Here is a 25,103-nt window from a genome sequence, read left to right on the forward strand (position 1 = left end):
TCCACAGCAGCCTTAACCGTCGGATTGACGGCCGTCATACCCCAGCGCACGGCTGGCTCCCAGGCCGGCCCGGGCCACCACCGGCCCTAGCCGTTCCACGTCGGCGGGCGCGATCCGCTGGGTCGGAAATCCGAGGCCTATGGCACAGGCGAGGCGGCCGGCGTGGTCGAACACGGGTGCGCTGATTGAACCGACGTCTTCATGCCGTTCCCCGAAAGCCGCATAAAATCCCTGCTCCTTAGCCACCTTCGCTTGCTCCCGGAGCATCTCGACGGAGTTCGGGGTGTCGGGCGTAAAGCGGTCCAGGCCGTGCTCCTCCAGGGCGCCCCAGGCCTCCGGATCAAAGGCCAGGAATATTTTGCCCGGGGCTCCGGCGTGCAGCGGCATGACCATCCCCACCATGAAGGGCCGCATTACCACGTGGCGCGTCTCCGCCACGGCGACGATGGTCCGGAACGCCCCGTCCCGGACATACAGGCATGCCGTTTCGCCGGTCTCATCGCGCAGCTGCTGCAAAACGGGCTTCACCAGCCGGACCACGTCCAGCCCGAACGTCCCGGGGGTGGCCCAGCGGACCAGCCCGATGCCGATCCGGTACCGGTCCCCGTCGCGGTCCAAGAAGCCCTCCCGCAGCATGTTCTGCACCAGGCGCTGGCACGTGCTGGACGGCAGGCCGGTCTTCCGGATGATCTGCTGCAGCGTTGGCTCCGGAGCCTCGACAGAGAAACAATCCAGGATCTCCGCCACCTTGTGCAGGACCAGCAGGGGTGGGCCCCCAACTCCCGGTTCCGTTGCCACCGTTGACGTCCCTTCGCTTCACTGCTTCTCCTCGAGCAGCCTCCAGCTTAGTCAGCTGGAAGCCGGGCCACAGGAACGTGACCTATTTGACATTCTATTCGAGCGACCCACATCATGGGAACACAACCCACCAAGTGGGTTTCCCTGATCAAGCCCCAGCACAAAGACGTGGAGAAATCATGAGCACCCTCGAAACCACCTGCGAAACCGCGCCGGAACCCAAGCGCCCGGGCTCGTCCAGGGTGGGACTCATCGTCCCAAGCTCCAACACCACCATGGAGACGGAGCTGCCAGAGCTGTTCCGCCGGCAGGCCGAGGCAACCGGCCACAACTACACCTTCCACTCTGCCCGCGCCGGTATGAAGAAAGTCACCCGGGAAGAGCTCCTGGCCATGGTGGGCAAGGCAGCCGACTGCGCGGAGGCGGTTTCCGACGCCGATGTGGACGTCATTGCCTACGCCTGCCTTGTCGCCGTCATGGCCCAGGGCCCCGGAGCTCACGAGGGTTCGGAGACAGTGATTGCAGACGCCGCAGCCGGAAACGGGCACCCTGCCCCGGTGACCAGCAGCGCCGGCGCCCTGGTCCGCACCCTGCAGGAAATCGGCGCACTCAAAGTGGCCATGATCACCCCATACATGAAGCCGCTCACCAAGATGGTGGTGGACTACATCGAGGGATCCGGCATCACGGTGCTGGACGCCATCAGCCTCGAGGTAGCGGACAACCTCGAGGTCGGCTGCCTTGACCCGCAGAACCTCCCCGCGCTTGCCCGCAGCCTGCAGCGCGAAGGCGCGGACGCCGTCGTGCTTTCCGCCTGTGTCCAGATGCCGTCACTGGCTGCCGTCCAGGCGGTGGAGGACGAGCTCGGCCTGCCCGTCATCACGGCGGCCACGGCCACCACCTACGAGATCCTCAAGGCGCTCGGACACCAGCCCGCCATCGCCGGAGCGGGCAGCCTGCTCTCCGGCGCCGGCGTCCTCACCTCCGCCAACTCCTAGGCGGCTGGCACCATGTCCCTATCACTCATTGCATTCCTGGTCTTAGTGGCCGCCTTCGCGATCGGATCCTTCACCAAGATCAACGCCGGCCTGCTGGCCACCGTCGCCGCATTCGGCGTGGGAACGCTCTTGGCGGGCATGTCCATCAAGGACGTCATCGGCCAGTTCCCCGCCGGACTGTTCTTCATCCTGGTCGGCGCCACTTTGCTCTTCGCCATTGTGCGCATCAACGGCACGATTGACCTGCTGGCCTACTGGGCTGAACGGCTCGCGGGCGACCGGAAAATTCTGGTCCCGATCCTGATGTTCCTGCTGACTGCCGCTTTGGCTTCGGCCGGAGCTTTCACCCCTGCAGCCATCGCGATCGTGGCCCCCGTGGGTCTGGCCCTGGGCATGCGGTTCGGCATTAGCACGCTGGCCATGGGCCTCGTAATCGTCCAAGGCGCCAACGCTGGCGCATTCTCACCGGTCAACCCTTTCGGCGTGCTGGCCAACAAGATGCTGGATGGCGCGGGAGCCGCGGACGGCTCCTTCAAGCTCTACGCTTACTGCTTCGTCTTCAATGCCATCCTGGCCGTACTCGCCTACGTTTTGGTACAGGCCATCATGAAGCGGCGCGCGGCCAAGGGGGCCGCGGGTCACCAAGCCGCTGAGGCCGGCGGTGCGAAGCACGACGGCGGCGCTGACGCTCCCGCTGGACGCGGCGCGTCAGATCCGTCCGGCTCGGGAACGGCTGTGCTCACCGCCCCGGCCCACGCTCTTACGGCTACGGGAAACGCCGTCAAGACCGGCCCCGAGAAGGTAGCCGCAACCCCCATGCGGATCCTCACCCTGGTGGGCATCGCCTCCCTGCTGGTACTCACCACCGTCCTGGGCATGGATGTCGGAGTCGCTTCGCTGGTCATTGCCACCGTGCTGATCGTCCTTGACTCGGGCGTGCAGAAGCCGGCAGTGGAAAGTATGCCGTGGTCCGCGATCATCCTGGTGACCGGCATCGTCACCTACGTGGGCATGCTGGAAGAGATGGGTGCGCTGAAGGAGCTGCAGGAAGGCATCGCAGGGTTGGGCAACAGCTCCCTTGCCGCCCTCATCACGAGTTATGTGGTGGCCATCGTCTCGGCCTTCGCTTCCACCACCGGCACCCTCGGCGTCATCAGCCCGGTAGTCGAACCGATCGCCATGGATCCGCTGCTCACCCCCATCGGCGTAGTCACGGCCATCGCCATCAGCTCTTCGGTAGTTGACGTGAGCCCGATGTCCACCAGCGGTGCCCTGCTGATGGCGAGCGCGCAGCCCAAGGACGAGCGCATGTTCTTCCGCGCGCTGCTTCTGTGGGCCATCGCGATGATCGGCGTGGTGCCGCTCCTCGTGTGGTTCCTGTTTGTCCAACTCGGTCTCGGCTGACCGGCGCATGTCTGGAGGGAAAGGGGTGGCCTGTCATCACCCCTTTCCCTCTCTTGAGGCGAGGGGCTTTCTTAGCGGCCGGCTTGAGCCGGCCCTAAGCCTGTGGACGAAAATTACCCGGCCAGTCCTTGAGCCGGATCCGCTTGAGGTCGTGGACGGCGCCCAGTGTGCCCCACTCGTCCAAGCCCAGCCGGGACAGCGGCTCCAGGAGGTCAATTCGCGGGTGGCTGCCGCCCAGCACGGCGTCACTGACCGCAGCGTGCGTCACCTGGCCGAAAACCAAGGTGGAGTCTCCCATCTCCAGGACGGAGTGGAGTCGGCATTCGAGCACCGCTGGCGATTGCTTGACCCGAGGCGCACCCACAGTGAGACTCGGCTCGCGGGTCAGGCCGGCGGCATCAAACTCACTGACATCCGGCGGGAAATTGGTGCCGGTGGCGTTTACCTCCTCCAGCAGCGCGGTGGGGGCAAGGTTCACCACAAACTCTCCTGACTCCATGATGTTCAGCAACGAATCCTTCTCCCCCACCGAGGTGAACTGCACGATGGGCGGATTTGTGGACGCCACAGTGAAGAACGAGTGCGGTGCAAGGTTGTCAACGCCCGCCGGCGAGACACTGGAAACCCACGCGATGGGCCGGGGCACCACCACCGCAGTGAGTAACCGATAAAAATCACGGGCGGACGTGACGGCCGGGCTGAAATCAGTTCGCATGCTGCCAGACTAACGGTTAGCGAAGCCAGCAAAGGAGACAGAACATGGGGTTCCAGCCCTACCACTCACCATCAACCGGGTGCGAGGTGGGCGCCGTCCTCTTCGACACCTTCGGCACGGTGGTGGACTGGCGCACGGGCATTGCCCGGCAGGCGGCCACCTTCGCGGCGGCACACGGGCAGGACCTTGACGCCGAGACGTTCGCCGATGACTGGCGCGCCCTCTACCAGCCGGCGATGGAGGCCATCCGCTCCGGATCCCGTGAATTCGCCACCTTGGATACGCTCCACCGCGAGAACCTGGACCACGTGCTCCGCCGCCACGGCTTCACTCCGGACCGGCTGGACTTACGGGCACTGGAGGAGTTGAACAAGTCGTGGCATCGCCTGCCGCCATGGCCGGACAGCGTCGAGGGCCTGGCCGCCATCCGCCGCCGCTATATCGTAGGCCCCCTCTCCAACGGCAACACCTCCCTGCTGCTAAACATGGCCCGGAATGTGGGCCTGCCGTGGGATGTGATCATCGGCTCGGACCTGACCCGCACCTATAAGCCGCTGCCCCGGGCTTACCTTCGAACAGCTGAAGTCTTGGATCTCCGGCCCGGTGAAGTGATGCTTGCCGCCGCCCACAACGACGACCTGCATGCTGCCCGGGAGGCGGGATTGGCGACGGCGTTCGTCGCACGCCCCACCGAATATGGCCCTGGCCAGGCAGCAGACCTGGCACCGGAGAGCGATTGGGACCTTTCCGTATCAAGCATCAGCGAACTTGCCCGCGGGCTCGGGGCGCGAGCCTCCTGCGCCTCGTGACATCCGAGGGGGACACCGCGGAAAATGCTGTCCGACCTACGCCGCCGCCATGCCGGGAAAGCTGCGCAGCGCCGACGCCATCCATCTGGCCACCGCTATCCGCTTGCAGACGGACGTGCTGATTGCCTACGACCTGGAACTCGTAGCGGCAGCCAGAAAAGCAAGGCTGAATGCCCTGTCGCCAGACAAAGCACCGTAACGCCAAGCAAAGGGCAGTAGGGCGGGCGGCTGCCGGTCTTTCGGTCGTCGGCTGTGGAAGGCATGCGCCCTACCTTCCGGGAGTGTTCGCAGCTATGAGAATCCGGCACATTCCCGCCTGAGCGTCCTATTGCCGCTCAGGCATTCAGACTCCCGTCGCCCTGGCCTGGACCAGGTTGGCGAAAGGCAATCTTCCATAAGTTCTGACGAACTCCGCCTGATATCTGGCTTCGGCAGGATTGACCTCGGCTGGTGCGAACTCCTTCCACGCGATGACTAATGCCTGGGAGTCGGCGAGCTGCCAGAGGAGCCGCCCGCCCCAATGGCCAACGGGCTTCCCGCGGCCAAAATCTGAGAACTCCTGAATGCGCTTCCGCAGCCCGCGGTTGCCGGTGCTTCCAGGGCCTGCTTTTCCTATGTAGAGGACATCCGCGTCCTCAATCCACTCGGCTTCCAGCACGCTTTGAAGCAGGGATGGATCCCGCCTCTTGAAGCGGCCTCCAACGCTCTTTGCGAGAAACATCCGCTCGAAGCCTTCGGGTTTGAGCACTGCATAGATGCCGGGTCCCTGCGGAACGCGGTTGATGTCCAGTTGCTCGAACGATCGGAATCCGGTGAACCCGTCTTCTTTCAGCGTCCGTTTGTTCATCTGCAATCGGCATTCCTTTTCGAGGCGTTGTGACAGTTGCCGCAGAGCCTCTGGCCTTTGCCCGCTTTGGACGAAGCCGACCGGAAGCCCGATCGAGTGCAGAACATTCTGCTGCTTATAGTCTGCGGCAGCCAAAGCCTTCTTGTGTTGCTCTTAGCGTCAACGAAATAAGGAAGGGAGCGGTTTGCCCGCTCCCTTCCTTATTTCTCCTGGACTTTTACGGATTCTGGAAGATCCATAGACCGCTGTCACGGTCGCTGCCGAGGATGTAGGTCCTGCCGTCCTCTCCAACGAAGGTTTCGACTCCCCAGAAATCATTTCCGGCAGGGTCGAGGTAGCTACCGACTTCAGCAAGCTCGCATCCTGTGGAGTCTGCCGGCGGATTATCCGAGTCGTACGGTACGCCGCCGCACTGGATCTGTACCGCCCGCAGCCCGCCTGAGTAATACGACAGGTAGGTGAGGGATTCGTCCTGGGGGTCAACGGCTACCTCGTGGACGCTGAGGTCTCCGAAACCAAACGCATGTGCGGGATCATGCGCCTCGGGGATGGCGTAGGTGTCCAGTTCCTGCCGGGTCTGGGCGTCGAAGAGATGGACGTAACCCCACCCGTCGAAGATCGATCCGACCTTGATCCTTTCTCCCACGGTGCCGATCGCGATGTCTTCCGGGTAGGTCCATGGAGGAGTCAGCGGTGCCCGGTTGAACAATGCGTGGAAGGCTTCGTGCGTGGTGCAGATGGCGACGATCTCGTCCACGAAGGCACCCGAGCCGCAGAACGGTGCTCCGCCGGCAGCCTCACCGCTGTGGTGGTTCACGAAGACAACTGCGTCCCAGCCTGCCACTGCGGCTTCATGGGCTTTTTCACCCGGGAAGCATGGCTCTTCGGATGCGCTCGGGTCACCGACGGGGCCGCGCTGGAGAACCAGGATGCTTTCATCACCGGCTTGCAGCGACTCCGCGTACCCCGGAACACTCTCGGGATTGGGCAGCGGGGCAGAGCCCGGGCAGCCGTAGCCGCCGTGGACAACGGGCCCACTGAGGGTCAGGTCGGGCAGGACGGCCGGTGCCTGACCTCCCGAGACGATCCCCGAACGGTAGACGCCCGAGTTAGGCCCGCTCGTGATCGTGAACTCGTCGGTGCGGTAGGGCGCAAAATCCTCATCCGTTCCGATGAAGAACCGGCTGTCGACGTTAAATTCGGCCTGGTGGGCGTTGCCTTCCGGGGTCAGTGAGACGCCGAGGGACTCGAACAGTTCAGGGTCCTTCTGAGCGAATTCGGTGTCGCCGATGAACGTTGCCTTTGGAGGCTCGGTGACGTCCATCAGGACATAGCCTCCGTCCCAGTAGGAGAGCAGCATAATGTAGCGGCCGTTGACTTGCTTGACGACCATGTCATGCAGGAAAGATTCCGTCAGGTTCAGGTCCGGCTGGTTGACGCCGAAGGCATTGAGGTCGTATTCGGCTATCAGGCGGGGCCGCTTCGGGTTGGTGATGTCCAGGATGTCCACATCGGGGAACTGCTCATTGTCGGTGACTACAACGTAGGCGTTGTTCCCGGCGTCCCAGGCGAAGGCGCTGTGGATCTGGTTGGCGTCCCGGCTTCCTGGCTCCATGTCACCGAAATGTTCAGACAGCTTTTTCGGGTTGGCGGGGTCGGTGACATCCCACAGGGACACACCGCCTTTACTGTTCTTGCCGCATTCCTCGTTGTTCATCACGAGGACATCGCCGCTGAACTGTGCGGTGGTTATTTCCACGACCTGCATTCCTTCACCGGGGCGGGTGTCCTGGTGGGAGGGGATGAAGCCAATCTGCTTTGCGGATTGGGGGTCTGTTTCGATGTTGGAGATGTCGATGACGTACGCTCCGGCGTCGGGGCTGGTCTGACCGCCGGTCTCGGGACCGGCGCAATCGGGCTCGCCCCAGTTGGCGAGAAACGCCGTGTTCCCGTCGGGTGAGACGGTGACATCGGCGATCAGGTCCGGCGTGTCGGTTACGTCCACGTTGTCAAGGAGTGTGAGGTTTCCGGCGGCGCCGGTCCCGAGGAGATGTCCCTCATCGGAACCATGCTGGCCGTCCGGATCGGCGGTGGCGCCGGTAAGTCCAAAAGTGAAGAGTGAAAAGGTGCTGAGTGCTGCAATAAAACCCAACCTACTGCGCTGTCGCATGATGTGCCCCCCCGAGCTGAGAATTTAGTTGGATGGTCCCCCCATATGGCGCACACCCTAGACCTGACGCTTTCCCCTAGTCCACTCCGATCATGGGTTTTTCCAGCCCGCACCCAGCTTCCCTCGCCTGCCGCGGCGCCGCCGCGCCCTGGAAATAAAGGACGACGGCGGCACCACCCTGCTCTCGGCCCTCACCAAACACCTACGCGTCTAGGCGGCGCAGGGTTTCCTTGGCTCCATACTGATGCAGGCTGGCCAGGGCGTCGGTGTAGGCAGCGACAAACCGTTCGTTGTCGATGAGGTCCCCGAAAACTTCCCGGTTTGCGATGAAGGACAGCGGATCTTGCCGCTGCCGTGCGGCGGCGGCCATGAGTGTGTCTTTGAGCCGGTCCACCACGTCAATCGGGTTGCCCTGTTCGTCCGTTCCTTCGGCGTACCGGGCCCAGCTGGCCACGATGGCCGCTGACCGCTGGATCTCTCCCCCGTTTTCGAGGTTGACGCGGACCACGGGCAGGAGCCATTTCGGGATCCGGTCCGAGCTCTCGGCACAGAGACGGGCCAGGGTGTCGCGGACGTACTCGTTGGAGAAGCGCTCGATGAGGGTGCGCTTGTAGACGTCGAGATCGATGCCGGGCACCGGGTGCAGCGTCGGGGTCGCTTCCTTGTCCATGTAGTCGAGCAGGAACCGCGAGAGCCGCGGGTCCTGCGCCGCCTCGTGCGCATACCGGTAGCCGGTCAGGTGGCCGAAATAACACATGCCCTGGTGACTGGCGTTCAGCAGCCGCAGCTTCATCAGCTCGTAGGGTTCCACGTCCTCCACGAGCTGCACACCGGCCTTTTCAAAGGGCGGGCGTCCAAGGCTGAAATGGTCCTCCAGCACCCACTGCTCAAAGGGTTCGCAGACCACCGGCCAGCCGTCCTCCACCCCGAATTCCTCGGCGATGGCCCTGCGGTCTTCGCCCGTGGTGACGGGGGTGATCCGGTCCACCATGCTGTTGGGGAAGGGCACGTTTTCAGTGACCCAGGCGCCCAGAGCCGGCTCTTTGAGCGCGGCAAAGGTGGTGAACATCTTCCGCGCGACGTCGCCGTTGCCCTGGATATTGTCGCAGGACATCACCGTGAAAGGCTCCAGACCGCGTTCCCGACGGCGGCGCAGGGCTTCAGTAATGAGTCCGAAGGTGGTGCGCGGCGCGGCGCCCGGCTGGAGATCGTGGACCACATCGGGGTTCTCGGCGTCGAAGTCGCCGGTGACGTGGTGGAAGTTGTAACCGCCTTCGGTGACGGTCAGCGAAACGACCCGGACTGCGTCGGACGCCATTCTTTCGATGACGGCCTCGGGGTCGTCGGGGGCGAAGAGATACTCGATGATCGAGCCGATAACCCGGCCTTCCCGGGAACCGTCAGGGTTCTTCACGACGAGCGTGTACAGGCAATCCTGTTTATCCATTACCTGCTTCATGCGTGCATCGCCGGGCAGCACACCCACGCCGCAGATGGCCCAGTCATGTGCCAGGCCTGCATTCATCAGCTGGTCCAGGTACATGGCCTGATGGGCGCGGTGGAAGCCGCCGACGCCGAAATGGACGATTCCTGCCGTCAGTGCTGATCGGTCATAGGACGGTTTGCCCATGGTCACCGGGAGTCCGGTGAGTGTTGCGTTTGTGAGCGGTTGCACGTGATTCTTCCTTTCGGGACGGGCCGTCAGCGGCCCGGGTAGACGATGGCTTTGAGCTGGCCGGGCTGTTTGCCGGCCTTGAGGGCTTCTTCGGATTCGGCGAGGGGGAATTTGCCGGTGACCAGGATGTCCAGGTCCACTTTTCCGTCGGCGATGAGCTGGATGGCCAGCGGCCAGGTGTTCGTGTAGCGGAAAACTCCGGAGAGCCAGATCTCGCGGTTCTGGATGTACGAGACGGGGAGTTCGACGTCGTCCGCCCCGAGCCCGACGAGGATGACCCGTCCGGCGGGGCCGACGGCCTTGATGCCGGCGCGGACGGCCTGCGGGGCGCCGGAGGCGTCGATGAACGCGTCAACGTCGAGGCCTTCGGCGCTGTCGGTCCTGGCGTTCAGGGCGTGCGTGGCGCCGTGCTCGAGCGCGAAGGCGAGGCGGTCCTCGGCGATGTCGCTGATGTGGATTTCGGTGGCCCCGTAGGCCCGGGCGGCCTGGGCGGCGATGATGCCGATCGGGCCGGCCCCGGCGATGAGCACGCGGCTGCCGGGTTTGATGTCGGCGCGTTCGCAGGCCCACAGCCCGACAGAGAGCGGCTCGATCAGGGCGGCCGCCTCGTCGCTGACGCTGTCCGGGATGTCGTAGGCGAAGTCGGACTGGATGGTGACGTACTCGGCGAACGCGCCGTCGATCGGCGGGGTGGCGTAGAACTCGATGTCCGGGCACAGGTTGTACCGTCCGGCTTTGCACTGCCTGCACGTGCGGCAGGGGCGCTGGGGTTCGACGGCGACCCGCCGGCCGACGCGGGCAGGATCGACGGCGCTGCCGACGGCGGCGATCCGGCCGGAGAGTTCGTGGCCCAGGATCAGCGGGTGGTCCACCACGTAGTCGCCGATCCGGCCGTGCTCGTAGTAGTGGACGTCGCTGCCGCAGACACCGACGGCGGCGACCTGCGCCAGGACCTGATCGGCCTCCAGCTGCGGCACGGCCAGGGTTTCCATCACCATCTCGCCCTGGCGCTTCAGGACAGCGGCGCGCATCGTGGTCGGCAGCTCAGGCTGTCCGAGGGCCGGGGACTGTGCGGTAGATGTTGTCATCGAAAATAATCCTCTGGGAATCGAAGGGAGCTGGTTACTTCACGGCGCCGAGGGAGAGGCCCTGGACGAGTTTGTCCTGGGCGGCGAAGCCGGCGAACAACACGGGGAGGGAAATGACGACGGCGGCCGCGCAGACTTTCGCGAGAAAGAGTCCCTGGCCTGAGACGAAGCCGGTCAGGAAGACAGGTGCCGTGCCGGCAACCACGCCGGTGAGGACGCGGGCCAGGAGCAGTTCGTTCCAGCTGAAGATGAAGCAGATCAGGGCCGTGGCGGCGATGCCGGGCATCGCCACCGGGGCAACGACCTTGCGGAGGGTCAGGAGCAGGTTTGCGCCGTCGATCTGGGCGGCTTCCAGCATTTCGACCGGTACTTCCGCGAGGAATGACCGCATCATCCAGACCGCGATGGGCAAGTTCATGGACGTGTACATCAGGATCAGGAACCAGATGTTGTCCAGGGCTCCGACGGTTCGGGCGAAGAGGTAGAGCGGCAGGATCGCGGCCACCACGGGCATCATCTTCGTGGAGAGGAAGAAGAACATCACGTCGGTCCACTTCTTTACCGGCCGGATGGACAGGGCATACGCCGCGGGGATGGCCAGGGCCAGGACAAGGACCGTGGAGAGGATCGAGGCGGTGGCGGAGTTGATAAGCGACGGCCACGGGCTGACCCCGGACGTTTCCCCGAAGAACTCCCGGTACGCGTCCAGGGTGAGGTTCGCGGCGATGGAGGGCGGGTTGGTGGCGGCGTCGGTTTCGGAGTGGAAGGAGGTCAGGATCATCCACACGACGGGGGCGGCGAAGAGCAGGGCCAGCAGCCAGGCCGCGAGACCGGCAGCGGTGTTGTTGCGGGTGGGGTCCATGCGGGTCTTGCCCCCGAACTTTCCGAGCCTGACCCGCCGGGTGCCGGTGTTCAGTGCGGTGGGGCCGGGGGGTGTGCTCTGGGGCGCGGCAGGGGTGAGCGTGCTCATCGTGCTGCCTCCTTCTTGAAGAGTGAAAAGACGGTGCGGAGGGCGAAGGTCGCCACGATGATGGTGCCGATGACCACCACGACGCCGGCGGCGGACGCCAGGCCGTATTCGTTGGCGAAGTAGAACGTCTGGTAGATGGCGTAGGGCAGGTTGGCCGTCCCCAGTCCGCCAGCGGTGAGGGTGAAGACTGCGTCGAAGTTCTGCACGATGTAGATCGCCCCGAGCAGGCCGCCGAGCTCCAGGTACTGGCGCAGGTGCGGCAGCGTGAGGTGCCGGAAGATCGCCCAGGGCGTGGCGCCGTCCATCTGGGCCGCTTCCACGGTGTCCATGGGACGTGACTGCAGGCCCGCCAGCAGGATGAGCATCATGAAGGGCGTCCATTGCCAGACCAGGGAGACGATGACGGCCATCATCGGCGCCTGGGACAGCAGGTCCAGCTGGGGCGCCGTGGCGCTGCCGAAGAGTGACCAGATCCAGGTCAGGATGCCGTTGATCAGCCCATAGGTGGGGTTGAGGAGGGCGTGCTTCCAGATGAGGGCCGCGGCCACGGGCACCACCAGGAACGGTGCGATCAGCAGGGTGCGTGCCAGTCCGCGGCCGATGAACTTCTTGTCCAGCAGCAGCGCCAGGCCCAGGCCGAGGAGCAGGCTGGCCAGGACCACCGAGACGGTGAGGAGGATAGTGGTGAAGATCGCCTGGCGCAGGTTCGGGTCCGTGAGGACCGTGACGTAGTTCTCCACGCCGGCGAATGCGGTCTTGTCAGGGCTCAGGCTGTTCCAGTTCAGGAACGAGATGATCAGGGTCACCACGAACGGAAGCTGGGTGACGACGATGAGGAAGATCAGGGCAGGAAGCAGCGGTGCACGCCGCGTCCAGGCCAGGGCGCGTTCCCGCGACCGGGTGTTTCGTGAGGGTGTGGCTGCATTGTGTCCCGGGCGGGAGATGCGCGCCGTTGCGGTAGTCATGGGATTCTCCTGCGGTTCGGTTACGGCTGCTTGTACTTCTTGGCGACTTTTTCTGCGGCTTCCTGGCCCTTGGCCAGCGCGTCTGCCACTGTGCCCTGGCCTGCGATGGCCGAGCTGACCCCCTGGGAGACGCTCGTGCCCAGGGCGGCGAACTCGGGAATGCCGACGAACTGGATGCCGACGGCCGGGCGTTCCTGGGCGCCCGGGTTTTTCGGGTCGGCGTTCTCAATGGCGAAGCGTTCGGCCTTGAAGAACGGTGCCGCCTTCTGGAATTCGGCATTCTCGTAGGTGGAGATGCGCTTGCCGGAGGGAACCTTTGCCCAGCCGAGCTTGGCGGCGACCAGTTCTTCGTATTCCTTCGAGCTGGCCCAGGCAACGAATTTCCCGGCTGCGTCCTGCTTCTTGGAGGCCGCCTGCATGGCCCAGGACCAGGTCCAGAGCCAGCCGGAGGATTTGGTTTCCTTCACCGGGGCCTGGGCGTAGCCGATCTTCCCCTTCACCGGTGACGTCTCGGCCTCCAGGGCTCCGGCGGCCGAGGTGGCGTCGTACCACATGGCCACTTTGCTCTGGCTCATGTTGTTCAGGCACTCGGTGAACCCGGCCTGCGCGGCTCCTGCTTCGCCGTGCTCGCGGACCAGCTTGGTGTAGAACTCGGTCGCTGCTGTGAATTCCGGGGAGTTGACCTGCGCGTTCCAGTCCTTGTCGAACCAGGTTCCGCCGAAGGTGTTCACCACGGTGGTCAGCGGCGCGAACACCTGGCCCCAGCCGGGCTGGCCGCGCAGGCAGATGCCCTTCATCCCCGGGGCTGCGCCGTCGGCCTTCGCGGCTATCTCCGCGACCTCATCCCAAGTGGGCTTTTCCGGCATGGTCAGACCCTTCGCGTCCAGGATGTCCTTCCGGTACATCAGGAAGGAGGATTCGCCGTAGAACGGTTCGCCGTAGAGCTTGCCGTCCGCACCGGTGAGGGACGCCGTGTAGGCGGGAAGGATGTCGTCCTGGTCAAACGAAGGATCCTTGGCCACGTTGTCCAGCGGGGCGAGCCAGCCGTTCGCGGCGAAGAACGGGATCTCGTAATTGGACAGCGAGGCGACGTCGTACTGGCCGGCCTGGCTGGAGAACTCCTGGCTGATCTTGGCCCGCACATCGTTCTCCGGCAGGATCGTGTAGTTGACCTTGATCCCGGTTTCCTTGGTGAAGTTATCCGCGGTGAGCCGCTGCAGGTCCTCCATCTGCGGGTTGTTCACCATCAGCACGTTGATGCTGTTCGGGTCGCCGGCAGAGTTTCCGCCGCCGGCGCCTGCGCAGGCTGTGCCGGAAAGGGCGATGCACAGGGCACCTGCGGCCATCGAGGCGGCGCGCATGGTCGGTCGCATAAGAACTCCTATGTGCTCAAAAATCGGGTACCAGCCCATGCCGCAGCTTTGCGGGCCGTGGACCGGAGGGTGTCTCGCGTCGGGCAGTGCAGCTTTGGTTCTTCTGGTTCCATCTGCTCGTATGAGCAATTCACATTGCTCATCTGTTATGTGACTCTAGTCATATATACTCGTTTGAGCAAGAGGCAAGACTCAAATGATCGGACGCGAGAGGGGTGAGCACATGCCCGAGCTTTCCCGTGACGAGCTTCTGGCGCGCATCAGCAGCGAGTACTACCTGGACAACCGCTCGAAGGTTGAAATTGGCGCCAGCTACGGGGTCTCCCGGTTCCAGGTGGCCCGGCTGCTCACGGAGGCCCGCGAGAAGGGCATCGTGGAAATCAAGGTGCATTTCCCGTCCCGCGTCTCCGGCGCCGACATCCGCCGCATCGAGTCCTCACTCGGGATAGGCGAGGTGGTTGTCGCGGACACGTCGGGGGATGCGGCCCAGGACCGCGGCGTCCTGGCGAGGGCGGCTGCCGCCGAACTTTCCCGCCAGGCCCCGGTGGACGGGACCCTGGGCATCTCGTGGTCCCGCACCCTGGACATGGCCTCGCGGCTGGTCCGGGAGCTTCCCCGCTGCGACGTCGTCCAGCTCGCCGGCGCTCTCCCCACAGACGGGGACAGCAATCCCTTGGAGCTGATCCAGCGGCTGGGACATCTGAGCGGGGGCCTCACGTGGCCACTGTGGGCGCCGCTGGTGGTGGAAGATACGACGACGGCGGCCGGCTTGCGCCGCCAGCCGGAAATCGCCGGGGCCCTGGCAAGGGCCGATTCACTCGACTTGGCCGTCGTCGCAATCGGTGCCTGGAAGCCCGGCACCTCCACCGTCTGGGATCGGGCGGACGCCGATGTGCGCCAGGCAGCCGTGGAGGCCGGCGCCGTAGCCGAATGCTCGGGCCGGCTGCTCGACGCAGAAGGTGTTCCGGTTGAATCGGGGCTGGACGAGCAGATCATCGCCGTCACCATCAAGCAGCTGCAGCGGACGCCGAAGGTGATCGCCGTGGCCCAGGGGGAAGCACGGGCAGAAGCCGTGCTGGCTGTGGCCAAGGCGGGTTTTGTCACCACGTTGATCGTTGATGCACTGCTGGCCCAGGCCTTAACTGATCTAATCGATGAGGAGAACAGTCAATGAGTGTTGTCGTAGGGGTAGATTCCTCCACGCAGTCCTGCAAGGTCCTCGCTGTGGACGCCCACAGCGGAGATGTCATCTCTTCGGGGGCGGCGGCCCATCCGGACCTCACCTCGGTGGACCCACGGGTCTGGACCTCGGCGCTGCGCAAAGCATGGCACGGCGCGGGAGTGGAACGCCTGGCCGGCTCGGTTACCGCTGCTGGCATCGCCGCCCAACAGCACGGGATGGTGGCGCTCGACAGCTCCAACAGCCCTGTGCACGACGCCCTGCTGTGGAACGACACCCGCAGTGCAGCAGAGGCAGCCAGACTCCGGGACACCCTGGGGCCCGAGGCGTGGGTCGACGCCGTCAACCTTGTCCCGGTGGCCTCGTTCACCATCTCCAAGCTGGCGTGGCTCGCGCGGAACGAACCGGACGCCGCGAGCCGCGTCGACCAGGTGGTCCTCCCCCATGACTGGCTGAACGGCGCCCTGGGCGGTGACTTCACCACGGACCGGAGCGATGCCTCAGGCACCGGCTATTTTTCCCCGGTCACGAACAGCTACCGCGCCGACCTGCTGGAACGCTTCTTCGGAAGGGTTCCGCGCCTTCCGCGAGTCGTGGCATCCAATGAGCAGGCGGGAACCGTGCAGAATGGCTGGGGCATCGACGGCGCAGTTCTTGCCGCCGGTGCGGGGGACAATGCGGCGGCAGCGCTGGGGCTCGGTCTGCGCCCGGGCGAGGTGGTCGTCTCCATCGGCACCTCTGGAACCGTCTTCACCAGCACAGCATCAGCGATGCCCGACCATACAGGTGCGATCGCGGGATTCGCAGACGCCGCGGGCGCCCATTTGCCACTGCTGGCCATGCTCAATTCCGCCCGTGTTATGGCCGCCACGGCGTCCATGCTCGACGTCGACCTCGCCAAACTGGATTCCCTGGCACTGTCCGCGGACAGCGACGCCGGCGGGCTCACGCTGCTGCCGTACCTGGACGGCGAGCGCAGCCCCAACCTTCCCCACGCGAGCGGAACCCTGGCCGGCCTCAACAGAAGCAACATGACTCCGGAGAACCTCGCCCGCGCCTCGGTGCTGGGTGTGCTGAACTCACTGGCCGACGCCATCGACGTCCTGAGGCAGTCCGGCGGCACACCGGACAAGGTTCTCCTGATTGGCGGAGGCTCGAAATCGCAGGCCCTGCGCCAGGCCGCGGCTAGCATCTTCAACCTGCCCGTCGAGGTGCCGGCGAGCAGGGAATACGTCGCACTCGGCGCAGCCAGACAGGCTGCATGGGCAGCCTCTGGCGATCTTCCGGACTGGAAGCGAAGCATCGAAGCTGCCTATGAACCCCAAGGAGATTGGGGGTTCGGAGTCCGCGAACGCTATGTCGAGGCCCGCATGAGCTTCTACGGCGTGTGAGCCCAGACCCCCGCGTCAGGGCACCAGTCAAGAAGGACTGCGAGTGTGAGCAGGCGCCAGATTCAGTCGCCGTTGTAGCGGGCCAGTGCTTCCATGTAGACAGCGGCGGTTTCGTGGTCGCCCCATTCGGTGTACTTGGCGATGATGTTCGCCAGGTCGCGTTTTATGACCCAATGAGCGTCATACCGCTCCCGAGGACGGGGAACGTAATCGTTCATGATTTTCCACCCCCTTGCGCCTCTTCACGCTCCAGCAGATAGCGCAGGAATGCCGCCTGGTTGTCGATTTCCCGCTGTTTGCGCGGGGAAACCCAGTCCAGCAATTCTTGGTTGTCAGCCATGATGTTCACTCCTTCCAGGTATGAATCGATGTTCACCCCGTTCAGGCAAGATCGGCCAAAGTTTCCGGCAAGATCAGCGAAGGTCTTGCCGGCGGCAGCTTTGGCCCGGCCGACCACGACATTGAGCCTGCACTTCCCTCAGTGGACGCGGCGCCTGTGCATCGATCCGAAAAGCCCGCCACGAGACACGCCAAGGCGCGGAAACGCGGAGAGGTGTCGACCGCCTGAGACACTGAGGGCTGGCCCGAACCAATCAAAGGAGCAGCCTTGGAGGCAGCAGCAGTAACCACGTGGATGTTCGTCGAGGAATGCCCGATCCCCAATGACGTTACGGAGCTTATGCTCCCGGGCGAGCAGCCCGTGGCCGCGTACAAGACCTTCCGGGACAGTGCCATTTTCACGACCAAGCGGATGATCGTCCGGGATGCCCAGGGCCTGACGGGTAAGAAGGTGGAGGTGTACTCGCTGCCCTACTCCGCCATCAACATGTGGTCCTCGGAGAACGCCGGAAAATTCGATCTCGACGCTGAGCTGGAGATGTGGACCCGCGCAGGCCACATCAAGATCAAGGTGGGGAAGAAGGTCGATGTGCGGCGCCTGGACATGCTGATCGCGCATTCGGTCCTCGGCGCGCAACACTAGTCTCGCTTCCTCTCTCGGTCAACGCTTCATTCATCGATTAGAACCATGTCAATCACGCAGGCCTCTGGCTGTGAGATTGCATGGCTGGGAAGTGGAAACACACAGGGGAAAGACATGGGTTTCAGGGTTCGCAAGTCGTTCAAGATTGCACCGGGGATACGGATGACGATAACGCCAAAGAGTGTTGGCCTCAGCGCTGGCGTCCGGGGAGCAAGAATCTCCGCAAATTCCTCCGGTCGTGTGACACGCACACTAGGTATTCCCGGCTCAGGACTCTCACACGTGAAGACGCTTTCTACTGGTTCCACCAGGCGGGGCCCATCCGCGGCCGCTGCCCGCCCTGGAGCGACCGGGAGACACGAATCCCAAGCTCCCAAGCCAGCAACTCCAGGACTCTTCGCGCCCAAATGGGAGAAGGAACTTCACCGGGCATTGCTTGCACGCCCCAATGCCAACGAGTTGCCACGGATAGGAACAGAATTCAAGCAAGCGCGTCCAGTCGCAGCCCTATTTGAGGCGACGCTCGTGGCAATGCCCAAGGGCGACCGGCAACGCGCTGTCGACCTGTTGACCTGGCTTTTCGATAGCGGCTATGAACCGGCATCGGATGAATTCATTCGGAAGTATCTGTCGGCTGCCACCTTCAATCTCCCGATTGCCGAGGGAATTGACGTGGCGCTTCCCTTGGACCGTGACTTCATCGGACTCCTGCTGGCTGAAATCCATCAGGACCTGGGAAATCTCGCCTCAGCCGTCGACGTCATTGAGCAACTCGAGCCGAGCACAGTTTCCGCAGTCTCTTTGGCTGAGCTTTACACGGCACAAAGCCGATGGGATGAGGTAGTCGATCTCACTGAGGGCCTCCAGAACGATGACGAGGCGGCCACATACCTCCTCATCCAGCGCGGCATCGCTTTCAGGGTGCAGGGCTTCCCGGATGCTTCCCGCGAGGCGTTCAAGGAAGCGCTGCGGGTGCGCTCCCGGCCTGCGGAACTCCGGCAGCGTGCACTGATCGAGCGGGCCCTAACCTACCTGAGTGAGGGGAAGCGGGCGATGGCACGCAAGGACTTCGAAAAGGTTCTGGCCCAGAACAGTAACTATCCGGGGCTCCGCGAGCACCTCGCCAACTTAGGAGCCTGAACCCGGCAAGGCAGCCGGGGTGCACTGGCTTACCATTCAGGCACGGCTCAACTGCTCCGGCGCAAATATCCTGAATCGCGTTACACATTTTCACAGAGCTGAAGCTACGCGGCATTGTCAATGACAAGTTTTGTCATGGGGAACATCTGTTTCTTACTGAATCTGGAATGCTACGCTCGGCAGGCAATTCGCACCAACTTCAGCTTTATGGGGAACAAATGAATATTTCTTTTCGTCGCAATGACGCGCGAAATAAAGAGCACAGGATGAGTCCCCTGACGGGCGCCGTCCTGAGCCGTCTGCGAACCGCCAATCGGCCAATGATGAGCGTGTTGATAACGTGCGCCGCCATTCTCTCCGTCGCCTCGTGTGCAGGGCCACCAGTCGCTTCGTTGTCGCAAAGCACGAGTTCAGCATCGGCGTCCCCGACGGCCACTCCTACTGCTCCTGCGACGACCTCCTGCGATACGGAGAACACGACTGAAGAGTACCCGCCGACCGTTTTCGTCTGCACGGAAACCGATGCTGGGGAACTGGTTTGGATGGAAGAGTCGGCCTCGAAGAAGCTCACCGATGCGCGGGCGGCGGCCGCGGCACTTGCCGCAAAAGCTGCTGCAGACAAGGCAGCCCAGGAAAAGGCTGCTGCAGAGAAGGCAGCACAGGAAAAAGCTGCTGCAGACAAGGCAGCGCAGGAAGCGGCCGCAAAAGCTGCTGCAGATAAGGCCGCCGCGGACAAGGCGGCGCAGGAAGAAGCGGCACGAGCTGAACAGGAAAAGGCAGCCGCTGCCGAAGCTGCCCGCCAAGCAGCAGTTCCAGTGCCGGCGCCGGCGCCCGCTGCTCCCTCGGGGTGCGATCCCAATTATGCCGGAGCATGCGTTCCGATCGCCTCAGACGTGGATTGCTCCGGAGGAAGCGGGAATGGTCCCGCCTACGTTGGGGGACCTGTATCCGTGGTCGGATCTGACATCTATGGCCTAGACCGCAATGGTGATGGCGTCGGATGCGAATAGGTCAAACCCCCTATACAGCGCATCCACGGTCTGCCTCTTGACCTAGTGGACGGCGCGCCGGCTACAACCCCTGATCTGGGCTCCATGGAGCGTTGATGTTGTCCAGCGCAACTCCTCTGCCTACCTGCCAGCACGACCTGAGATCCTGCTGGCAGGTAGGGCAACTCCTTTCAGCGTCTGGCAGCGCTGTTTTACAGGAACTTCAGGCCATGCTGGCGCATGAGTCCAGGACCATCAGCACTGCGGTGAACCTCGAACGGCGTAGCCCCCGGCGGTCATGAGGTGTTGTTGTCACGACCATGACCGCCTGGGGATCCAGCGGCGTCCGGCAGCGTGAGGCGGTGACCCAGGCCGAAGGGGCGTCGATAGTTAGCTGTCGTGCGCTCGCACCTTGTCCAACAAACGCGTAGCACTTGTTAAGCTGGATCAACCACAGATCTAAGCGAGGCATAACGTGCACGAGGACGCCGCAAGGTTCCTGTCCCAGCCGGTGGAGGCCCAGGCCGGGTCGCCGCTCCGGGTTGCCGTCTACTCCCGGATCGCCGAGGCCATCCGCAACAACCTGCTCACCCCCGGCTCCATGCTCCCCACCGAGACCGACCTCGGCACCGACATGAAGGTCAGCCGCACCGTGGTCCGCGAAGCCCTGATGCTCCTTGAGGAGGACGGCCTCATCCGGGCCCGCCGCGGCGTCGGCCGGTTCGTCGCCGACACCCTCCCCCGCATCGGCATCGAACGGATCCGCCCCTTCGAGGAAGTCCTCGGCGGCCCCGGACAGCACCTTGAAATCAAACGCATCCAGCGCGAACGGCAGCCCGCCTCCGAGTTCGTCGCCCCCGGCGTCGGCGTCGAGCCCGGCGCCGACTGCTGGCTCTGGGAATCGGTCCTGATCCGCGACGGCGAAGCCGTCGCCCACCTGCAGGAAAACATCTCCGCCGGGCCGCTCCGTGTCGGCAAGGCCGCCCCCGCACGATTGGAAATCGACGACGACGGCGGCACCACGCTGCTCGCCGCCCTTAACTCCCGCTTCGGCCGGGTTCTGGGGCCGGGCGAATGCCAGATCGGCCTGAGCCAGGTGGGCCCCAGCCGGGCCAAGCTGCTCGACCTGCGCGCCCCGGATCCGGTCCTCGTGCTGACGCAGTACGTCAGGCACGCGACCCGGCCCTTCTACCTGGCCAAGTGCCTGGTCGCGGCACGCGCCGGGCACCTGTCCGTGATGCAGTCGCTCCAGTCCTGAGGCGACTAAGTCCGGCTGAGCTTGCGCGGCCCTTCCCCGCACAACCGGTCCGATCCCCGGCCGTCATCCACTGCTAAAGGCACTTGGGCTGGTAGGCCGGGTCAGCCGGACCGGACACCTTGCCCAGCGCGTGGGCCACGAACTGGTGCACCACAGGGTCGTTTGGCGCCTGGTCATGTTCGAAGAGGTCGGCGGGGCACTTGTCCTGGATGGTGATGTTGGTGACCTGCCGCGCCGGACCGTTGAGGAACTGGCTGTTGTAGGGAATGACCACTTCGTCGTGGACCGTGGAGATGACGGTGTAGGAGGGGCCTGCAACAGTGTCCCCGATGGAGTTGAGCTTCTGCATGAAAGCCGACCCTGCCTGCTGGTCGGCGCAGGCGGCACAGCCCAGGCCGGTGTAGTCCGGATCCGGGACAACGCCCGGCGGCGGGACGATCACACCTTCGGTGCCGTGGTTGGAGGGTGCGACGCCAATGAGCTGATGGACGTATTTGGCGCCGCCGAGAAAGCCCATGTAGTAGCGGGGCATCATGCCGCCTTGGCTATGCCCTACCAGATTCACTTTCTTGGCGCCGGTGGCGGCACGCACTGCATCCACGAACGGAGCGAGTTCCTGCGCTGATTCGGCCACTGGCGCGGTCGCATACACGCCGTTCGTCTCGCCGTAGTTGAGGGCGAAAACGCAGTACCCGGCGCTCTTGAGGTAGGGCGACAGGGTGGACCAGTTCTTCTCCATGCTCTCGAAAGTTCCAGGGACCAGAATGACCGGATAGGGGTGCTCGGCAGTCGGTTTGCAGGACCAGTCGTTGGCTCCCGGCGGAGAAATCTCAACGACTCCGGCTTGGGCCGGAGCCGCGGCCAAGGAAAAGGTAAGGGCGGCAATGGCGGTAACGGACAAGGCTCTGGTGAGCAGCGACATGAAAACCTCTTTGTTCGTGTGTCTACGGGGCCGGGGCAGAAAGTAGAAACTTGGTTCTGCGTGCCAAATGCCCGGGTACTCAAATGTAGGCAGCACGGAGTCCGGTGGAGCCATGGTTTTGCACGGATGTGCGCGAAATTCGGCTGCCTGGCGAAGTCTGTCTGCCCTGCAGTGGCACTCCGGCCCCGACCCAAAGCTACTGGTCAGTAACCCTTTTTCTAGGACGGCGGTCAGGACAAACGGCCAAACGCACCTGCACAAAGGTGCAACGGCGGTGTGGCAGTGAAGCAGGTCAGGGAACGCGGTCTTGGGCCGGACTAATATGCGGGGCACGCTAAAGGGAAGTTACTATCTTTCCGGGTCAAGCATGAACGACAGCCACCATGCGTCTCCCCTAATCTGAGACAGCCTCACCTGAGCATCAAAGTCCTTGAGCTTCCCGCGCGCCTCACAAGTGATCCAACTGCTGTTCGTGTACCGGAGCTCGCAGTTTTCCTCGTTGATGACCAGCCTTCCCTGCCACCCGCTGTCACGGATCATCCGTTCCACGTCTGCCCGGGTCATCTCCTGGCCTTCAGGACCCGACCACTGCCGGTGCAGGGACGGGCAGGGCGCAGTCACAGCCAGGCAGGGAAGGAATGCCGTGGCTTGAACGATCCGCCCTGTCCTTCCCTGCACATTTCCGAGCTTGAAGCCCTCAGGAACAGCAAGGTCGTCTGCTGCACGTAGCATCTCGTTGGTTCTAGCCGCCTCCAGAAAGCCGCTGGCAACCACGAAGGCGGTAATCAGCAGCACCGTTCCACCGCTCAGGATCAAGGCGGTCAGGCGCTTTTTCAGGCTATTGAGGACAAGAGCAATAATGCCGACAACAACGGTGACCATGACAGACACAAGGATCACCGGGAAGTTCACTGTGAAGGCAGGGTATTCCATGGGATCCGTCCGGTGCTTGGGCGGCCCTCCCCCGCATAACCGGCCCGGGCCCCGGCCGGTCATGCGGGCGCGGGCCGGTCATGCGCTAGGGCTGGGGGCAATCACCATCGACGGCCTCGCAGGCGTTCACGCGGCCGTGCTCCCAGAGGGTGCCCGTTCCATCAATATTGTCAGCGGTGGATTGGACTTTTTCGCGGACTGTTGAGTTTGCGGTGCCGGCAGGCGTGTTCCAGACCAGGGCGGCAACGCCGGCGACAATAGGCGAGGCCATTGAGGTGCCGCTGCCAATGTCATAACCCGTGGACCGGCCGTTCTGCGTCCCCAGGACGAAGGGGTGGTTCGGGAAGGTCGAGTAGACATTAACACCCGGCGCCGCGAGATCCACCCATTTACCATAGGTCGAGAACGACGCTTTGACATCCCTGTTGTCCGTTGCAGCCACGGCAATAACGTTGGGATACGCGCCCGGGTAGATCTTGGCCTGCGTACCGGCATTGCCGGCCGCGGCTACTATCACCACGCCTCGGTTCCATGCGTTGTTGACGGCAGTTTCCAGCGTGCGTGACGAGACACGCTGTCCGAGGCTCATGTTGATCACTTTGGCACCGTTGGCGGCGGCCCAGCTGATGCCGTTTGCAATGGCCGAGCTGGAGCCGGACCCGCTGTCATTGAGCACCTTGACATCCAGGATGGTGCAGTCCGGGCAGACACCGGCAACACCTATCGTGTTGTTGGCTTTGGCGGCAACGATGCCGGCGACGTGGGTGCCGTGGCCGTACTTGTCCTCGGGGTCTGCTTTGGGATCTTCTTTGGTGTCCGCACTCACGAAGTTGGCGAATCCAACAACCTGCGGTGCGATGTCGTCGTGGACATTAGCCACCCCTGAATCGAGAATGGCGACTGGTGTGCCTTTCACGGTCGTGGCGGTCCACGCTTCGACGGCATCGACATCGGCGTCCGCTGTGCCGTCGGCCGCCACCGGCGTGCCGTTGGTGCTGGTGAGAGACTGACCAGTGTTCTGCAGGGCGTACTGTTGCGGGAAGTACTGGTCATTGGTGGCGGCAGTAACCTGCTCGTCCGGCTCGGCGTACTCAACTACCGGGTTCCGGCTCAAGGCGTCGATGAGCTGCAGTTCTTTGCCGGCGGGCACCTTGATGAGTTGAGCGCCAGTGCTGCCGATACCGGGGCCCTCCCTGAGGCCGTGCTGGCGCAGGGCGCCAGCCGCCGCACCCTTGTCGCGGAATTTGACCATGATCTGTCCCGCAACATGTGATGACTGGGTCGCCGCGTTGCCCGGCGCCACGGCGTTGCTCGGGGCTGCCAACGTGATTGCGCCGCAGCCTATGACTACGGCGGCGAGGCTAGCTATAACGATTCTTTTCATGAGGAGTATCTTGCTTCAATCTGCACTGGCTAGATAGAGCTGACGCCAAATTACATGGCCGGTGACGTGGCCGCGGAGGCGAGCGCCGCCGTCGTACTTTCACCGAGCGAGAGCGAAAGCAGCACCTCCACCAGGTGTGCGGCGAAGTCGCCGTCGAGCTCCAGCACCACGCGGCACCGCGCATCGGACTGCTCCGGGTAATCCCTGTAGAAGCCGCGCATGTCGCAGATGGTCTGCCCGCGGCCAGGGCCGTCGCCGGTGTCGACGGCGGCACGCACCACCGGGGCCACCGCGGCACGGACCCCGCCCACGGCGAGCGCCGCCGCCAACGGGTCGTGCATGGCGGAGCAGGGCCGGCCGAACAGGCCCTCGTAGAACCGGAAGTAGTAGCCGAGCATCTCCCCCAGCGCCCGCGGCACAGGACCGGGCGACGCAAGCAGCTCCTGCCGGTGCGTTTCCTCCAGGACGTTGGCCATGGTCACGTCCAGCGGCACCAGCGTCACGTCCCAGTCGGCGGCCAGCACCAGGGCGGCCGCCTCGGGGTCGTTGAAAATGTTCGCCTCCGCCACCGCCGTGATGTTGCCGGGGGCCAGGGCAGCACCGCCCATGACGGTGATCTCGTCCACCAGTGAAGGCAGCGCAGGATCCAGCCGGAGGGCCTCGGCAATGTTGGTCAGCGGGCCGATGGCGAGCACCCGCAGCGTGCCGGGGTGTTCGTGCGCGAGCCGGACCAGCATCTCGGCAGCGGTTTCGGGCGCCAGCGAAACGGCGGCCGGTTCCAGCGAGACTTCCCCGATCCCGTTCTCGCCGTGTACCCACGGTGCCCCGCCACCGAAGGAACCGGCGAGCGGGTGGTGGGCGCCGAGCGCTACGGGGATGTGCGCGTGCCCGGCGAGCTGGAGCAGGTCCAGGGTGTTGCGGGCGCCGACGGCGGCACTGACGTTGCCGCTGACGGTGCCGATCCCCCGCACGTCCGCCTGCGGGGAGGTGAGCAGGTAGGCCAGGGCGAGGGCGTCGTCGATGCCGGTGTCACAGTCGAGGTAGAACGGGTGGCTGGCGGGCGTGGTCATGATGGTGGTTCTCGTTTCGTTGGTGCTGAGTTTGGTGAGAGG

At 64.1% G+C, this 25,103-nt stretch carries 25 protein-coding genes and 1 pseudogene; 11 read left to right on the top strand and 15 right to left on the bottom strand.

Annotated features, from left to right (window positions below; genetic code table 11):
* Positions 1–12: 12 nt before the first annotated feature.
* Positions 13–798: an IclR family transcriptional regulator gene (locus tag AC3A3W_RS12010; RefSeq protein ID WP_487443052.1), complete on the bottom strand. Its 786-nt coding sequence runs from the start codon at positions 796–798 to the stop codon at positions 13–15.
* Positions 799–977: 179 nt separating this feature from the next.
* Between AC3A3W_RS12010 and AC3A3W_RS12015 the strand changes: the two genes are divergently transcribed.
* Both AC3A3W_RS12015 and AC3A3W_RS12020 read left to right on the top strand, forming a co-directional pair.
* On the top strand, positions 978–1,796 hold the full coding sequence (locus tag AC3A3W_RS12015; RefSeq protein ID WP_309990644.1) for a maleate cis-trans isomerase family protein: 819 nt from the start codon (positions 978–980) through the stop codon (positions 1,794–1,796).
* Positions 1,797–1,808: 12 nt separating this feature from the next.
* Positions 1,809–3,200 (top strand): SLC13 family permease, encoded by a 1,392-nt coding sequence (locus AC3A3W_RS12020; protein ID WP_487443054.1) that lies wholly within the window; start codon positions 1,809–1,811, stop codon positions 3,198–3,200.
* A gap of 94 nt (positions 3,201–3,294) precedes the next feature.
* On the opposite strand, the gene AC3A3W_RS12025 is transcribed toward AC3A3W_RS12020, so the two are convergent.
* On the bottom strand, positions 3,295–3,915 hold the full coding sequence (locus AC3A3W_RS12025; RefSeq protein WP_309990650.1) for a flavin reductase family protein: 621 nt from the start codon (positions 3,913–3,915) through the stop codon (positions 3,295–3,297).
* A 44-nt stretch (positions 3,916–3,959) separates the two neighbouring features.
* On the opposite strand from AC3A3W_RS12025, the gene AC3A3W_RS12030 reads away from it, so the two are divergent.
* Positions 3,960–4,724: a haloacid dehalogenase type II gene (locus AC3A3W_RS12030; protein ID WP_487443056.1), complete on the top strand. Its 765-nt coding sequence runs from the start codon at positions 3,960–3,962 to the stop codon at positions 4,722–4,724.
* A 49-nt stretch (positions 4,725–4,773) separates the two neighbouring features.
* Positions 4,774–4,923, top strand: coding sequence for a hypothetical protein (locus AC3A3W_RS12035; RefSeq protein WP_487443058.1), 150 nt, complete (start codon positions 4,774–4,776; stop codon positions 4,921–4,923).
* A 144-nt stretch (positions 4,924–5,067) separates the two neighbouring features.
* Here the strand turns inward: AC3A3W_RS12035 and AC3A3W_RS12040 are convergent, their stop codons facing one another.
* The 7 genes from AC3A3W_RS12040 to AC3A3W_RS12070 form a co-directional block, all read right to left on the bottom strand.
* Entirely contained in the window at positions 5,068–5,706 is a 639-nt protein-coding gene (locus AC3A3W_RS12040; RefSeq protein ID WP_487443060.1) for a hypothetical protein, read from the bottom strand.
* Between the two features lie 82 nt (positions 5,707–5,788).
* Positions 5,789–7,741, bottom strand: coding sequence for an LVIVD repeat-containing protein (locus tag AC3A3W_RS12045; protein ID WP_487443061.1), 1,953 nt, complete (start codon positions 7,739–7,741; stop codon positions 5,789–5,791).
* 202 nt (positions 7,742–7,943) lie between these two features.
* A complete protein-coding gene (locus AC3A3W_RS12050; RefSeq protein WP_487443063.1) occupies positions 7,944–9,416 on the bottom strand; it encodes a mannitol dehydrogenase family protein in 1,473 nt (490 codons plus the stop codon).
* A 26-nt stretch (positions 9,417–9,442) separates the two neighbouring features.
* On the bottom strand, positions 9,443–10,504 hold the full coding sequence (locus AC3A3W_RS12055; protein WP_487443065.1) for an NAD(P)-dependent alcohol dehydrogenase: 1,062 nt from the start codon (positions 10,502–10,504) through the stop codon (positions 9,443–9,445).
* Positions 10,505–10,538: 34 nt separating this feature from the next.
* Positions 10,539–11,474: a carbohydrate ABC transporter permease gene (locus AC3A3W_RS12060; protein WP_487443066.1), complete on the bottom strand. Its 936-nt coding sequence runs from the start codon at positions 11,472–11,474 to the stop codon at positions 10,539–10,541.
* Entirely contained in the window at positions 11,471–12,439 is a 969-nt protein-coding gene (locus AC3A3W_RS12065) for a carbohydrate ABC transporter permease (RefSeq protein WP_487443067.1), read from the bottom strand. Before AC3A3W_RS12065 ends, AC3A3W_RS12060 begins: the two co-directional genes overlap by 4 nt.
* 20 nt (positions 12,440–12,459) lie before the next feature.
* Entirely contained in the window at positions 12,460–13,812 is a 1,353-nt protein-coding gene (locus AC3A3W_RS12070; protein ID WP_487443069.1) for an ABC transporter substrate-binding protein, read from the bottom strand.
* A gap of 223 nt (positions 13,813–14,035) precedes the next feature.
* On the opposite strand from AC3A3W_RS12070, the gene AC3A3W_RS12075 reads away from it, so the two are divergent.
* Together AC3A3W_RS12075 and xylB are read left to right on the top strand one after the other, a co-directional pair.
* Positions 14,036–14,986: a sugar-binding transcriptional regulator gene (locus AC3A3W_RS12075; RefSeq protein WP_487443071.1), complete on the top strand. Its 951-nt coding sequence runs from the start codon at positions 14,036–14,038 to the stop codon at positions 14,984–14,986.
* Entirely contained in the window at positions 14,983–16,383 is a 1,401-nt protein-coding gene (xylB, locus tag AC3A3W_RS12080) for a xylulokinase (RefSeq protein ID WP_487443073.1), read from the top strand. Before AC3A3W_RS12075 ends, xylB begins: the two co-directional genes overlap by 4 nt.
* Before the next feature lie 62 nt (positions 16,384–16,445).
* Here xylB and AC3A3W_RS12085 read toward each other — a convergent pair whose 3' ends face one another.
* Both AC3A3W_RS12085 and AC3A3W_RS12090 read right to left on the bottom strand, forming a co-directional pair.
* On the bottom strand, positions 16,446–16,601 hold the full coding sequence (locus tag AC3A3W_RS12085; RefSeq protein ID WP_487443075.1) for a hypothetical protein: 156 nt from the start codon (positions 16,599–16,601) through the stop codon (positions 16,446–16,448).
* On the bottom strand, positions 16,598–16,840 hold the full coding sequence (locus AC3A3W_RS12090) for a hypothetical protein (RefSeq protein ID WP_487443076.1): 243 nt from the start codon (positions 16,838–16,840) through the stop codon (positions 16,598–16,600). Before AC3A3W_RS12090 ends, AC3A3W_RS12085 begins: the two co-directional genes overlap by 4 nt.
* A gap of 150 nt (positions 16,841–16,990) precedes the next feature.
* On the opposite strand from AC3A3W_RS12090, the gene AC3A3W_RS12095 reads away from it, so the two are divergent.
* The 5 genes and pseudogenes from AC3A3W_RS12095 (at position 16,991) to AC3A3W_RS12115 (ending at position 20,752) form a co-directional block, all read left to right on the top strand.
* A complete protein-coding gene (locus AC3A3W_RS12095; RefSeq protein ID WP_487443078.1) occupies positions 16,991–17,365 on the top strand; it encodes a PH domain-containing protein in 375 nt (124 codons plus the stop codon).
* Positions 17,366–17,479: 114 nt separating this feature from the next.
* Positions 17,480–17,632 (top strand): annotated as a pseudogene (locus tag AC3A3W_RS12100) (DUF4236 domain-containing protein); the annotation flags it as partial.
* A gap of 258 nt (positions 17,633–17,890) precedes the next feature.
* Positions 17,891–18,505: a tetratricopeptide repeat protein gene (locus AC3A3W_RS12105; protein WP_487443113.1), complete on the top strand. Its 615-nt coding sequence runs from the start codon at positions 17,891–17,893 to the stop codon at positions 18,503–18,505.
* A gap of 218 nt (positions 18,506–18,723) precedes the next feature.
* Positions 18,724–19,515, top strand: coding sequence for a hypothetical protein (locus AC3A3W_RS12110; RefSeq protein WP_487443079.1), 792 nt, complete (start codon positions 18,724–18,726; stop codon positions 19,513–19,515).
* A gap of 454 nt (positions 19,516–19,969) precedes the next feature.
* Positions 19,970–20,752: a GntR family transcriptional regulator gene (locus AC3A3W_RS12115; RefSeq protein ID WP_487443081.1), complete on the top strand. Its 783-nt coding sequence runs from the start codon at positions 19,970–19,972 to the stop codon at positions 20,750–20,752.
* Between the two features lie 73 nt (positions 20,753–20,825).
* Here AC3A3W_RS12115 and AC3A3W_RS12120 read toward each other — a convergent pair whose 3' ends face one another.
* From AC3A3W_RS12120 to AC3A3W_RS12135, 4 genes are all read right to left on the bottom strand, one after another.
* On the bottom strand, positions 20,826–21,674 hold the full coding sequence (locus AC3A3W_RS12120; protein WP_487443083.1) for an esterase/lipase family protein: 849 nt from the start codon (positions 21,672–21,674) through the stop codon (positions 20,826–20,828).
* 348 nt (positions 21,675–22,022) lie between these two features.
* Complete coding sequence (locus AC3A3W_RS12125; RefSeq protein ID WP_487443084.1) at positions 22,023–22,607, bottom strand: hypothetical protein; 585 nt, start codon at positions 22,605–22,607, stop codon at positions 22,023–22,025.
* Positions 22,608–22,692: 85 nt separating this feature from the next.
* Positions 22,693–23,991 (bottom strand): S8 family serine peptidase, encoded by a 1,299-nt coding sequence (locus AC3A3W_RS12130; RefSeq protein ID WP_487443086.1) that lies wholly within the window; start codon positions 23,989–23,991, stop codon positions 22,693–22,695.
* A 50-nt stretch (positions 23,992–24,041) separates the two neighbouring features.
* A complete protein-coding gene (locus AC3A3W_RS12135; RefSeq protein ID WP_487443088.1) occupies positions 24,042–25,061 on the bottom strand; it encodes a nucleoside hydrolase in 1,020 nt (339 codons plus the stop codon).
* Positions 25,062–25,103 lie beyond the last annotated feature (42 nt).

Source organism: Arthrobacter sp. Soil_N43, assembly GCF_057655195.1.